This window comes from Burkholderia sp. AU6039, from assembly GCF_002223365.1.
In the GTDB taxonomy this organism is placed as follows: domain Bacteria; phylum Pseudomonadota; class Gammaproteobacteria; order Burkholderiales; family Burkholderiaceae; genus Burkholderia.
Genome location: NZ_NKFK01000003.1, coordinates 830,543 through 842,906 on the forward strand (window position 1 = coordinate 830,543; position 12,364 = coordinate 842,906).

The 12,364-nt window shown below is 68.8% G+C and carries 11 protein-coding genes; 5 read left to right on the plus strand and 6 right to left on the minus strand.

The annotated features are described in order from the left end of the window. Positions 1-113: 113 nt before the first annotated feature. The 4 genes from CFB39_RS06555 (at position 114) to CFB39_RS06570 (ending at position 4,183) form a co-directional block, all read left to right on the plus strand. Positions 114-1,424: an MFS transporter gene (locus CFB39_RS06555; RefSeq protein WP_089424965.1), complete on the plus strand. Its 1,311-nt coding sequence runs from the start codon at positions 114-116 to the stop codon at positions 1,422-1,424. 31 nt (positions 1,425-1,455) lie between these two features. Next, the gene (locus tag CFB39_RS06560) at positions 1,456-2,727 is read left to right on the plus strand and encodes a Zn-dependent hydrolase (RefSeq protein ID WP_089472494.1); all 1,272 of its coding nucleotides are present in this window, start codon (positions 1,456-1,458) and stop codon (positions 2,725-2,727) included. Between the two features lie 41 nt (positions 2,728-2,768). After that, positions 2,769-3,791 carry a histone deacetylase family protein gene (locus CFB39_RS06565; RefSeq protein ID WP_089445302.1) on the plus strand — a complete coding sequence of 341 codons (1,023 nt, stop codon included), beginning with the start codon at positions 2,769-2,771 and terminating at the stop codon, positions 3,789-3,791. A 104-nt stretch (positions 3,792-3,895) separates the two neighbouring features. After that, complete coding sequence (locus CFB39_RS06570) at positions 3,896-4,183, plus strand: hypothetical protein (protein ID WP_089472495.1); 288 nt, start codon at positions 3,896-3,898, stop codon at positions 4,181-4,183. A 31-nt stretch (positions 4,184-4,214) separates the two neighbouring features. Here CFB39_RS06570 and CFB39_RS06575 read toward each other — a convergent pair whose 3' ends face one another. From CFB39_RS06575 to CFB39_RS06590, 4 genes are all read right to left on the minus strand, one after another. Continuing rightward, positions 4,215-5,177, minus strand: coding sequence for a spore coat U domain-containing protein (locus tag CFB39_RS06575; protein ID WP_089472496.1), 963 nt, complete (start codon positions 5,175-5,177; stop codon positions 4,215-4,217). After that, positions 5,174-7,456 carry a fimbria/pilus outer membrane usher protein gene (locus CFB39_RS06580; RefSeq protein ID WP_373452720.1) on the minus strand — a complete coding sequence of 761 codons (2,283 nt, stop codon included), beginning with the start codon at positions 7,454-7,456 and terminating at the stop codon, positions 5,174-5,176. Before CFB39_RS06580 ends, CFB39_RS06575 begins: the two co-directional genes overlap by 4 nt. A 109-nt stretch (positions 7,457-7,565) precedes the next feature. Continuing rightward, on the minus strand, positions 7,566-8,285 hold the full coding sequence (locus CFB39_RS06585) for a molecular chaperone (RefSeq protein WP_089472498.1): 720 nt from the start codon (positions 8,283-8,285) through the stop codon (positions 7,566-7,568). A gap of 15 nt (positions 8,286-8,300) precedes the next feature. Continuing rightward, entirely contained in the window at positions 8,301-8,786 is a 486-nt protein-coding gene (locus CFB39_RS06590) for a spore coat U domain-containing protein (protein WP_373452675.1), read from the minus strand. Between the two features lie 121 nt (positions 8,787-8,907). On the opposite strand from CFB39_RS06590, the gene CFB39_RS39230 reads away from it, so the two are divergent. Next, on the plus strand, positions 8,908-9,258 hold the full coding sequence (locus tag CFB39_RS39230) for a hypothetical protein (RefSeq protein ID WP_144030236.1): 351 nt from the start codon (positions 8,908-8,910) through the stop codon (positions 9,256-9,258). Positions 9,259-9,379: 121 nt separating this feature from the next. Here the strand turns inward: CFB39_RS39230 and CFB39_RS06595 are convergent, their stop codons facing one another. Together CFB39_RS06595 and CFB39_RS06600 are read right to left on the minus strand one after the other, a co-directional pair. Further along, on the minus strand, positions 9,380-10,585 hold the full coding sequence (locus tag CFB39_RS06595) for an MFS transporter (RefSeq protein ID WP_089472499.1): 1,206 nt from the start codon (positions 10,583-10,585) through the stop codon (positions 9,380-9,382). A 740-nt stretch (positions 10,586-11,325) separates the two neighbouring features. Next, positions 11,326-12,246 carry a LysR family transcriptional regulator gene (locus CFB39_RS06600; protein WP_089472500.1) on the minus strand — a complete coding sequence of 307 codons (921 nt, stop codon included), beginning with the start codon at positions 12,244-12,246 and terminating at the stop codon, positions 11,326-11,328. Positions 12,247-12,364: the final 118 nt, after the last annotated feature.

Sequence of the window (12,364 nt, forward strand, 5' to 3'; positions counted from 1 at the left end):
TGATTTGCGGTCGCCGATAAAGGAGGGGTGCCGCAGCGTGCGGCGCAAGGCCGCGACAGACGGCCGTCACACGAATTGTGCGTCGCCCGCAGCGGCGCGCATCAGGAGCCCGCATGACCCAGTCCCTTTCTTCCGCCCGCCAGCCGGCGCGCGCCGCGACGGCCGCATTCATCGGCACGATGATCGAGTGGTACGACTTCTACATCTACGCGACCGCCGCCGCGCTCGTGTTCGGCGAACTCTATTTCCCGTCGCATGACCGCTTTGTCAGCACGATGGCGTCGTTCGCGACGTTCGCGGTCGGCTTCTTCGCGCGGCCGCTCGGCGGCGTGATCTTCGGCCATCTTGGAGACCGCATCGGTCGCAAGAAGGCGTTGATGACGACGCTGATGATGATGGGCGTCGCGACCGTCTGCGTCGGGTTGCTGCCCGACTATTCGAAGGTCGGCATGCTCGCGCCGGTGCTGCTCGTCGCGCTGCGCGTGGTGCAGGGGATCGCGGTCGGCGGCGAATGGGGCGGTGCGGTGCTGATGGCGGGCGAGCATGCGCCGCAGGGGCGCCGCACGTTCTTCGCGTCGTTCGCGCAGCTCGGCAGCCCGGCCGGGCTGATTCTGTCGCTGATCGCGTTCCGCGCGGTCACGTCGATGGACAAGGCCGACTTCCTCGCGTGGGGCTGGCGTCTGCCGTTTCTCGCGAGTTCGGTGCTGCTCGTGGTCGGCATCCTGATCCGGCTCGGCGTGAACGAGTCGCCGGAATTCGCGCGTGTGAAGGAAGCCCACCGCACGGTGAAGCTGCCGGTCGCGGAGGTGTTCCGCTCCGCGTCGGGGCTCGTGGCGCTCTGCATCGGCGCGAACACGATCGGCATCGCGGGCGTCTATTTCACGAACACGTTCATGATCGCGTACACGACGCAGTACGTCGGCGTGTCGCGCTCGCTGATCCTCGACAGCCTGTTCGCGGTCGCGATCATCCAGTTCGTCGCGCAGCCGATCGCCGCGTGGATCGCCGAGCGCATCGGCGGCGCGCGCTTCCTGAAGCTCGCGGCGCTGCTCGCGATGCTGTCGCCGTATCCGATGTTCATGCTCGTGCAGGGCGGCACGTCCGCGTCGCTGATCGCGGGCATCGCGCTCGCAGTCGTCTGCATGGCCGGCTTCTATTCGGTGATCGCGGGCTTCGTCAGCGACGTGTTCCCCGCACACGTGCGCTATTCGGCGATCTCGCTCGCCTACCAGGTCTGCGGTGCGATCGCGGGCGGGCTGACGCCGCTGGTCGGCACGTGGCTCGCCCATCGCTTCGCGGGCCAGTGGTGGCCGCTCGCGGTGTTCTACACGTGTCTCGCCGGCATCTCGCTGCTGTGCATCGTCGCGCTCGACGCACGCCGCGCGGCACGGCCGGCCGCCGCCGAAGCGCTCGGCTCGCAGTGACCCTCAACGAACGAATTCATCCGGAGTGCACATGAAAGACCTGCTGGAAATCGACGGCGCCCGTTTGTGGCAGAGCCTGGCGGACATGGCGCGTGTCGGCGCGACGCCGCGCGGCGGCGTGCGGCGCCTCGCGCTCACCGATGATGACCGCCGCGGGCGCGACCTGTTCGCGCAGTGGTGCCGCGACGCGGGAATGACGGTGAGCGTCGACGCCGTCGGCAACCTGTTCGCGCGGCGCGACGGCACCGATGCGCAGGCAGCGCCTGTGCTGATCGGCAGCCATCTCGACACGCAGCCCGAAGGCGGCCGCTTCGATGGCGTCTATGGCGTGCTCGCCGCGCTCGAACTCGTGCGCACGCTGAACGACGCCGGCATCGCGACCGACAGGCCGCTGGAGATCGTGTCCTGGACCAACGAGGAGGGCGCGCGCTTCGCGCCGGCGATGCTCGGCTCGGCCGTGTTCACGGGCGCATTGCCGCTCGACGAAGCGCTCGCGAAGCAGGACGCCGACGGCGTCACGCTCGGCGCGGCGCTCGACGCATGCGGCTATCGCGGCACGCGTGCGACGGGCGGTGCGGTCGATGCGTACTTCGAAGCGCATATCGAACAGGGCCCCGTGCTCGAGGCGAACGGCACGACGATCGGCATCGTCACGGGCGGACAGGCGATCCGCTGGCTCGACGTGACGGTGACGGGCGTGGCCGCGCATGCGGGCACGACGCCGATGCCATATCGCAAGGACGCGTATTTCGCGAGCGCGCAGATGGCGCTCGAACTCGAACGGATCGTCGCTGGTCATGCACCGCGCGGGCTTGCGACGATCGGCCAGGTCGGCATCCGCAATGCGTCGCGCAACACCATTGCGGGCGACGTGACATTTACGGTCGACCTCCGCCATCACGACGATGCGCAAGTCGATGCGATGGAGCGCGACTTGCGCGAGGCATGCACGCGTGTCGCCGCCGCGCGCGGCGTGCAGGTCGCGATTGAGACCTGCTGGCGCAGCCCGGCGACGCCGTTCGATCGCGACTGCGTCGAACAGGTCGCGCAGGCGGCCGCCGCGTTCGGCTATACGAACGAGCGGATCGTCAGCGGCGCCGGGCACGACGCGATCCTGCTCGCGCGTTGCGTGCCGACCGCGATGGTGTTCATCCCGTGCGTCGACGGCCTGTCGCACAACGAAGCCGAGGATGCGCTGCCGGATGACGTGACGCGCGGCACGAACGTGCTGCTTCATGCGGTGCTCGCGCGCGCCGGCGTCGCGGCGGGCGTTGCCGTGACGGTCGCCATGCAGGATGCATGACGCAGCGAACCGACAATTCGAAAAACCGACGAGGGCGAACGATGAAAACCTATTTCCATCCCGAGCAGTTGCTGCACCATCCGCGCAGCTACCTGTCGCGCGGCCAGATGCGTGAGCCGCAGGAAGTACCCGAGCGCGCGGCGCGGCTCGTCGCGGCCGTCCGGTCGCTCGACTTCGACGTGCGCGAGCCGGCCGACCGCGGCACCGCGCCGATCGCGGCCGTGCACGACATGAACTACCTGCGCTTCCTGGAAGAAGCGCATCGCGACTGGAAGCAGATGCCCGACGACTGGGGCGACGAAGTGATGTCGAACGTGTTCGTGCGCGACCCGAACCCGCTGCGCGGCGTGCTCGCGAAAGCCGCGCGCTACCTCGCCGACGGCAGCTGCCCGGTCGGCGCGAACACGTGGCGCGCCGCGTACTGGTCCGCGCAGGGCGCGCTGGCGGCCGCGGCCGACGTCAACGACGGCGCGCGCGAGGCCTACGCGCTGTGCCGGCCGCCCGGCCATCACGCACGTCGCGACGCGGCCGGCGGCTTCTGCTACCTGAACAATGCGGCGATCGCCGCGCAGTCGCTGCTCGGCCGCCATCGCCGGGTCGCGATCCTCGACACCGACATGCATCACGGGCAGGGCGTGCAGGAGATCTTCTACGGCCGTGACGACGTGCTGTATGTGTCGATCCACGGCGACCCGACCAATTTCTACCCGGTCGTCGCGGGCTATGAGGAAGAGACGGGGACCGGGGCCGGCGACGGCTTCAACCTCAACCTGCCGATGCCGCACGGTGCGCCGGAGTCGGCGTTCTTCGAGCGGCTCGACGACGCGCTGCGCGCGCTCGCACGGTTCCAGCCCGATGCACTCGTGCTCGCGCTCGGCTTCGATATCTACAAGGACGATCCGCAATCGCAGGTGGCCGTCACGACCGACGGTTTCGGCCGGCTCGGCGGCGCGATCGGCGCGCTCGGGTTGCCGACGGTGATCGTGCAGGAAGGCGGCTATCACCTCGACAGCCTCGACGCGAACGCGCGTGCATTTTTCGGCGGATTCGCCGCCGCGCGCTGACCGTCATCGCGGGGCCCGATCGCAGGCGTGCGGACTCAAGATTTCCGCACGCCTGCCGATAATTCGCGCATATGCTGGATGGATGCACGAAGGAGGGCCGAACGATGACAGCCGGCCAAATCAGACGCGGTGCGATCGCGCTCGCGGCGCTGGGCGCAGGGTCGCTCGCCAGCGCGGCCGATCCGTCGATCCCGCTGCGCGTCAGTCTCACCATTCCCGAAATCTGCACGATCGGCCCCGGCGTGCCGCAGGCCGTCGATGCCGACATGCCGAGCGTCAGTTGCGCGCACGGTACGCCGTTCGTGCTCAGTCACGCGCCGCCGCCCGACGTGCGATCGGCGCCGCGCAGCATCGGCGCGGGCGTGCTCCCCACCTGGACCGTCACGTTCTGAGCGGGCGCGCGCTCGCCCATGCCACTGAGCGCTAGAAACTGATCGTCGCGGTGATCGTGTCGCTGTAGTTGCCGGGCGCGGGCGTCGTCTGCGCCGGCACCGCACCGTACACGGTCACGGCCTGCGAGGTGCCCGTGCCGACGCCCGTGACCGTCGAGCTGCCGCCCGTGCCGTCGCCCCACGCGATCGAACGCGCGGCATCGGTGTAAAGCCCGTAGCCGATCGTGCCGCCTCCGCCGCTGCGCTGCATCTGGCGCGCCGTCACGTTGCCGCTGCTGCCGCCGCTCAGCGCGATCTTCCACGCGTCGCCGTTGGTGCACTGCGCGGTGATCGAACCGGTCGCGGTGAGCGCGCCTGACAGCACGCTCGCGGTGCCGAAGCTGACGTTGGTCGCGCTGATGTTGCAGTTGTTGATGACGTTGGCGGTCGCGCTGAACGGGAAGGTGCCGTTCGACGCCGTCAGCGACGCGCAAGTGGGCGCTCCGAGCAGGTAGAACCCCGCGTTGATCGATGTCGTGTTGCCGCCGAACGTCTGCGAGTAGGGGGTCGTGCTGTTGCCGGTCGTCGGCACGGTCGGCTGGTTCGAGGTGATCTGGCCGTAGATCGTGACCGTGGCGCTCGCGCTCGTGCCGAGCGCGGGTTTGACGAGCGTCACCGATGCCGGCGTCGTGCCGGAATAAATGGAGCCCCAGGCGACCGAATGCCCGGCATCGAGATAGAGGTCGTACTGCATCGCGTTGGTGCCGTTGACGAGGCTGCGCGGGCTCGTGCCGCCGAGACTCAGGCACACGAGCACGTTCGGCGTCAGCGTGACGGCCGACCACGTGCAGGTGATGCTGACGGTGCCGGTCGCGGCGACCGACGCGCGCGAGATCGGGCTGACCGAGCCGAAGCTCACCGTCGACGCGGTGGCCGTGCACGTCTCGGCCTGCGCATCGTGCGGCACGCCGCACCACATGGCGAACGCGACGAAGAGGAGCAGTGCGAACTTCATGGCGCGGGCCGGCAGGTGAGCGGGCCGAGGGTCGGCAGCGTGCCGTTGCCGGGCGCCGTGAACGCGAATGTCGTGACGCAGCGCTGCGTGCCGTAATCGATCACGAGATGGTTGTCCTCCTTCAGTCCGTCGATGAACGTGAGCCCGTCGTAGCCGACGATCGTGTCCGCGCCGCTTTCCGCGTGATGCACGTGCGCGCCGGCCGGCAGCGGGCGGCCGGCCGCGTCGTGCAGGATGACCGACGCCGCGCGATAGCGCGACACGCCGAAATGCGCGACGACGCCCGATTGCGCCTGCGGCACGACCGTCATCGAGGTCCGGGCGATCCGCGCATCGGCGGGCAGCTTCATCGAGTCGATCGCGATCTGGTTGTTCTGGTACGCGTTCAGGTCGGGCACGAGCAGGTGTCCCGCGCGATCCGTCGTGCCGATCACGCGGTTCTCGTGCAGCACCGGAATGCCCGCGACGCCGTCGGTCGACACGAGCGCGAAGCCGTCGTCGATGCGGCGTGACACCTGCAGGCTGCGGTCCATGAACACGAGCGCGCCGCTGACGTCGAGCGACGCGCCGGTCTGGCGGTCGATGTTCTGCGCGGCCGCGATGACTTCGCCCGCGTGGCCCAGATAACGCAGTTGCGCTTGCCGGTACGGCACCGCGCCCGTGCCGCCGGTCTGCACGCCCCAGCCCCAGCCGCCGTCGTAGTCGGGCGGGCGGCTCGCGTCGACGGTGTAGTTCGACTGGCCGCGCTGCCGCCCGACGGTCGTATTGATCGACGTGTTGCGGCCGAGCCCGATGTTCAGCGAGACGAACGCGCCGTTCGCACCCTGCTGCGCGAAGTCGCGATACGCACTCACGCTCACCGACGCGAGATCGCCGAAGCTCAGCGTGTACGACACCGTGCCGATTCGCGCGCTCGGGCCTTGCGGCAACCGGAAGCCGATATAGCTGAGCGACAGCGTCTGGCGATGCATGAACGGCAGCGCGAGCGTGGCCTGGTCGGTCGCCGACGGTACCGGCGAGCCGTCGCGCGACGCGAGGTCGCCGTAGCGGCCGAACGCGCGAATCGTCTGCGCGTTGATCGAGAAGCGCGGTTCGATCACCTGGTAGCCGATGCTCACCTGCGTGCCCGGATAGCGTCCGGCGCTGCCCGCGACCGCGCCGCTCACGACGCCCGCGTAGCCGAGCCGCATCAGTGCGCCGACGCCGGCGTTGACCATGCCGCCGGTTGCTTCCGCATGCCCCTCGATGGTCAGCGCATCGGTCACGCCGCGCCGCATCGAGCCGCTGACGGCCGGCCGCGCGTCGTAGTCGAACGACTGCAGCCCGTAGTTGCGGCGCAGGAAGCCGGCTTCGAACGAATAGCTCGACAGCCCGGCGGACAGCATGCGCGTATCGACGTAGAGCGGCACCGACGTCGCGACGGTGCGCCCGAGCGCGTCGCGCGTGATGACGGTCGCCTGGCCGGCGCCGGTGATGCCCGGCACGTCGTGGATGATGAACGGGCCGCTCGGCACGTTGCCGGTGTACTGGCGCACGTTGTTGATGTACAGGTCGACCGCCGACGGCACGGCGGCGGAGCCCGCGAGCGACGGGATCGGGAACGTCACGAGGTCGGGCCGCAGCGCGAAGTTGCTGCGCCACTGGAAGCCGCCGAGGCGCACCGAGCGCGTCCACGCGAGCGATCCCGAGATCGCGTCGCCGATCTGCGTCGTGCTCGGCCGTGCCGGGTCCGAGCGGCTCCACGACGTATCGAAGCGCGTATAGCGCCGCTGGCCGTTGTAGAAATACGCGGTGCCCGTCGTGTTGAACACGCCGTTCGGGTCGAAGTAGCGCACGCCGGTATAGAGCGAGAACTGCCGGTCGCCGATCGTCTGCGCGTACGCCTCGTAGTTGATCGCGAGGCCGCGCGATGCGCTGGCCTCCTGCGTGGCCGGCAACGCGCGGCTGTCGACCGCGTACGGGCGGCGCAGCGTGTCGGGCAGCTGCAGGTCGACGCTCTGGCGTGCCGCGTCGTAGCGGTAGCGCAGGCCGGGAATCGTGTCGAGATCGACGGTCGCCGCATCGGCGATGCCGAGCCGGTCGGTCGCGAAGCCGATCGTGCGCAGGTCGGCGCCGCTCGCCGACAGATGGCCGTCGCGCTCGCGGAAGTGCGCGAGCAGCGCCGTGCTTTCGCCGTTGACACTGACTTCGAGGACCACGTCGTGCGTGCTGTCGGTCATCACGAGTGCCGCGGGTTCGTCCGCGCGGGCCGAGCCGATCACGAGCAGGCTGCCGGCCACGATGGCCGCAAGCGCGGCGCGCGGCGAGCGGCGCGGCGTTTCGCGTCCGTTGGCGGGGAACCTGCCGGCGCGTGGCGAAGGGGGCGAGGCCGGGCGGCGCACCGGCGGTCTAGCCCGGCGGCTCCACCGAGACGACCGCGCTGGCCGGCTGCGAATTGACGGCCGCCCGCACCGTGACCTTGCCGCCGAGCGTGACGCCGGCCGGCAGCGGCACGCTCCACTGGCCCGTGCGGCCCGCGAGCGCATAGCCGAGCAATCCGCGCGTGAGCGGGTACGCGTGGCCGTCGCCGGTCACGAGCTCGACCGACGCGAGCTGCGCGCGGCGCGCGCCGCCGTTGCGCACCCGCAGCACCCAGCCGCCGTTGCTGCGCAGCAGCGCCCAGTCGAGCTGCGGCGCGCCGTTGGCCGCGGGCTCGACGAACACCGGAATCGAATAGCGCAGCCGGATCGACACGCCGTTGGTCGGCGCTTCGCCGGGCTGCGGCAGCTCGTCGATCAGCAGCCGGTAGCTCTGCTCGATGCCGGAAGGCGTGCGCGACGCGCGCACGACGCGGATCAGCTGCTCGGACTGCATGCCGACCTCGATCAGCGGCGGGCTCGCGACCAGATCCTGGGTGGGCGTCAGCGTGTCCTGGCCGTCGGCCTGGTCCCAGCGGAACACGCGCACCTGCCCGTACACCGGGCGCTCGCCCGGATTGCGCAGCGTGATGCCGGTGGCCGTGTCGTCGGCGCCGAATTCGATCGTGACGGGGGAAATCTGCAGCGACGCGGCGTGCGCGGTGCCGGCCGCGCACAGCAGCGCGGCGAGCGTTCGACGTAATGCGGTCATGCGTTGCTGCGCCGGTCAGAAGTAGACGGTTGCGGTGACGGTCGTCTGATAGGTGTCCGGCTTCGGCGTCGCCTGCGCGGGCACCTGGCCGTAGACGGTCAACGCCTGCGCGGCGCCCGTGCCGGTGCCGGCCACGGTGTTCGTGCCTTGCGTGTTGCCCCAGATCGTCGTGCGCCCGGCGTCCTGGTAGAGCTGGAAGCCGACGGTCGTCGTCGTGTTGCCGGTCGACGTGCCGGCCATCAGGCGGCTCGCGACGCTCGAACCCGTGACCGAGCCCGCGTCGAGGCCGACGTTGTACGGCGTCGTGTTGGTACAGGTGACGCTGACGGTCGTCTGCTGGTTGATTGCCGTGGCCAGCACCCCGTTGGTGCCGAAGGCCAGCGGGTTCGCGGCGATCGTGCAGTTCGGCTGCAGTGTCAGCGTGACGTTGAAGGTGGCGGTCGCAGTGCCGTTCGAATAAGTGGCGGCGTCGGCGGCAGGTGTCGACAGGCCGATTGACAGCGCGAGCGACAATGTCGTGGAAGCGATGGCGACTTTCACACGGATCCCTCATCGAGCGGTTTTTCATTGGATTTATGCCGCGCTTCGCATGCCACGGCATTGCGAATGCTGATACGGATTGATGAGTCTTTCAATCGCAATGTCCGGGCTGTTTCATTTTGTTACAGTAAAGCCGGAGGGCGATGGAATAAAGCCGGAAAACATTACGGTTTTCGATTTTCTCTCGTGCGGTGCGAGCGAAAGATTTTCCTGCGATGCGGCAATAGCTTCGCGGTTGTGGCGGGGTGCGAATCGATTTTTCCGATTGACGCAGTGGATTGAAACGGCCGATGCGGAATGGCTGACTGAAATGCCCGGTGAATCGAAATGGGCAGGCGTTGAATCGTTCGGGCGGATTGAATCGTTTTCAGTTTTCCGTGATGAATCGGATTTGCAGCGATGCAAGATGTGCCGAATTTCCCGATTTTTCTGATTGGCGAATCGGTGAATCGGCATTGACGAGTGAAAACGAAGACAGCCGCATTGCGCGGCCGTGAGTGTGTTCGCCCCACGTGCGGCGGCCCGTCGCGCACGACCGGCGCGACGTGTCGCGATTACGAATTCGCGGCGGCCGGTGCGCGGCGCTGCTGCGCGATCTGCACGAAGACGAGGGCGAGCCCGGCCGTGGCGATCAGTCCGCCGACGAGCGGCACGGCCGCATAGCCGAAGCCCGCCGAGAGCACCGCGCCGCCGGCCGCGGCGCCGAGCGCGTTGCCGAGGTTGAACGCGCCGATGTTGACGGCCGACGCGAGGCCCGGCGCTTCGTGGGCTGCCCGCATCACGCGCATCTGCAGCGGCGGCACGACCGCGAACGTCGCGACTCCCCACACGAGCAGCGTGACGGCGGCGCCCGCATGCGTGCGGGCGAGCACCGGGAACGCGGCCATCGTCGCGATCAGCAACAGCAGGAACCCGATCAGCGTGCCGTCGAGCGAGCGGTCGGCGAGGCGCCCGCCCGCGATGTTGCCGATCGAGAAGCCGACGCCGATCAGCACCAGCATCGCGGTCACGAAGCCGGGCGTCGCGCCGGTCAGGTGTTCGAGCGTCGGCGCGACATACGTGTAGAGCGTGAACATCGCGCCGGCGCCGAGCACGGTCGTCCCGAGCGCGCCGAGCACGACGGGGCGCGTCAGCACCGAGAGTTCGGCGCGCAGGTCGGGCATCTTGCCGGCTTCGCCCTTCGGCAGCGCGGCGAACAGCCCGGCGATCGCAACCAGGCCGAGGCCCGCGGTCGCCGCGAACGACATGCGCCAGCCGATGATCTGGCCGAGCCAGGTCGCGGCCGGCACGCCGCCGACGTTCGCGATCGTGAGACCCATGAACATCGTTGCGACCGCGCTGGCCTGCTTCTCGCGCGGCACGAGGCTGGCCGCGACCACCGAGCCCAGTCCGAAGAAGGCGCCATGGTTGAGGCTCGTCACGAGGCGGGCGAGCAGCAGCGTCGTGTAGTCCGGCGCGAACGCCGACAGCAGGTTGCCGATCGTGAAGATCGACATCAGCGCGATCAGCGCCGAGCGGCGCGACCAGCGCGCGAGCAGCAGCGTCATCAGCGGCGCGCCGACCATCACGCCGATCGCATAGGCGCTGATCAGCATGCCGGCTTGCGGAATCGACACGTGCACGCCGTCGGCGATCACGGGCAGCAGGCCCATCGGCGAGAACTCGGTCGTGCCGATGCCGAATGCACCGGCGGCGAGTGCCAGCAGCGGCAGCGCGGCGCTGCCGCCCGGGCGGGAAGGAGAGGAAGTCGTGGTCTTCACGCGATGGGCTCCTGTAGTCGAGGGACAACGGCAGGGGCCGTTGAGGACAGGGTGAAGTGTGCCTGCATGACTTTTGCGGAAAAAGCCGGGTACGGACGAAATTATCTTGATTTCATGTCAACAATGCAGCGAACGCCTGAAGCCCGGCGGTGGAGCGGATGAAAGCGATGTTTTTGTGAAAGATATTTGTAAAGTGCGGCATGCGGCTTCAGGCCGGGAGATCACGATCCATCGTCGCTTCGACGCGGGCTGACGGTCGCCCCCGCGGATGAGCGGGAAGCCGCCCTTCGACTGCCCGGTGATGGGTGGCCGCGCGGATCGGATGGGCCGCTTAGTCGCCCGGCATCACGCCGGGCGAATCTCGCATCATCGCCGAAAACCCTTTGCAGGCAAGGCCCGCGGCCAAAAAAAGCCCCGATCACAGGGGGACCGTGACCGGGGCGGAAACGCATCCTCTCTTTGGCACGAGGGTTGGATGCGCGCGCAGTATATTTCGGACCATGACAATTCGAAGCGACGTTAAACGGCCGTTTTTGGTGTCAATTTAAAAACACCGGTGCTGCGGCGTCCGGCGTCATTGTTTTGAAAGAATTTGCGCAAAAAAGATGCGGTTGTTTAGCGTGTTTCGGCAGTCGAAGCGACGGTTGGGCGGGAGGGGATTGCGCCCGTCATTCGGCATCGCGAATCGGGTCGCTCAAGTGCCGGGTGAGTTCGCCGCACCTGTTGCGCATTCAGCCCGCTCAGCCCGCTTCGCTCGCTTCGCCGGTCGCATCACGCACGGCTTCGAGAAACCGCGCGACGACGGGCGACGGGGGCACGGCCGCACCGTCGAACACGAACTCGATGTCGAAGCGGCGCGCGAGTTCGTCGAGCGCGACGAGCCGGACCGTGTGCGGGCAGGTCGGCGACGCGCTTTCCGGCACGAATGCACAGCCCATCCCGGCCGCGACGAGGCCGATCAACGTCGGAATGTCGCTGCCCACCTGCGCGATGCGCGGCGTGAAGCCGGCCTGCTGGCACTGCGCCATCAGGAACCGGTGGTGCGCGGCGGAGCGCTGCGCGTCGAACCAGACGAACGGTTCGTTCGCGACGTCGGCCAGCGTGCGCGGCGCGGTGAAGCGTCCGCCCGGCGGCGCGGGCATCGCGAGCACGAAGCGGTCGCTCAGCAGCCGCACGCCCGACAGGTGCGGCGCCTCGTCCTGACGCCACGCCATGATCCCGCCGTCGAGCTGGCCGCGCATCAGCGCATTCGCCTGTTCGGCCGACAGCATCGGCGCGATCGACAGCTTCACGTCCGGGCACGCGTCGCGAAACGCCTTGAGGACGGTGCCGACGACAGGCAGCGGCAGGCAGTTCGGCAACGCACCGAGCCGCAACTCGCCCAGCTGGCCGGCCGCGCTGCGCAGCGCGCGCTCACGGCTGTCCTGCAGCGTCGCGAGCAGGCCGGTCGCGTCCCGCAGGAAGCTGGCGCCGGCCGCCGTGAGCGTGACGCCCGTTGCGCGGCGCACCAGCAGCGGCGTGCCGACCGCGTCCTCGAGTTCGCGGATCTGTCGCGACAGCGCCGGCTGGACGATGCCGGCCGCACGGGCGCCGGCCATCACGCTGCCGGCTTGCGCGACGGCCACGAAGTAGCGCAGGTGACGCAATTCGATCTGGCGCATGCGGCATCCCTTCAGGTTTATCGATATACCTGTGGAGCATAGCAAACGCCATTCGATGGTATTGGAAAGCATGGAAGGCGTGCCGTACGATGGCCGTCATTGCCGCTCGCCGTCGCAC

Bases quoted from the DNA above. Each gene is read 5' to 3' on its own strand.
- CFB39_RS06555 (WP_089424965.1), top strand. From the start codon at position 114: ATGACCCAGTCCCTTTCTTCCGCCCGCCAGCCGGCGCGCGCCGCGACG.
- CFB39_RS06560 (WP_089472494.1), top strand. From the start codon at position 1,456: ATGAAAGACCTGCTGGAAATCGACGGCGCCCGTTTGTGGCAGAGCCTG.
- CFB39_RS06565 (WP_089445302.1), top strand. From the start codon at position 2,769: ATGAAAACCTATTTCCATCCCGAGCAGTTGCTGCACCATCCGCGCAGC.
- CFB39_RS06570 (WP_089472495.1), top strand. From the start codon at position 3,896: ATGACAGCCGGCCAAATCAGACGCGGTGCGATCGCGCTCGCGGCGCTG.
- CFB39_RS06575 (WP_089472496.1), bottom strand. From the start codon at position 5,177: ATGAAGTTCGCACTGCTCCTCTTCGTCGCGTTCGCCATGTGGTGCGGC.
- CFB39_RS06585 (WP_089472498.1), bottom strand. From the start codon at position 8,285: ATGACCGCATTACGTCGAACGCTCGCCGCGCTGCTGTGCGCGGCCGGC.
- CFB39_RS39230 (WP_144030236.1), top strand. From the start codon at position 8,908: ATGAGTCTTTCAATCGCAATGTCCGGGCTGTTTCATTTTGTTACAGTA.
- CFB39_RS06600 (WP_089472500.1), bottom strand. From the start codon at position 12,246: ATGCGCCAGATCGAATTGCGTCACCTGCGCTACTTCGTGGCCGTCGCG.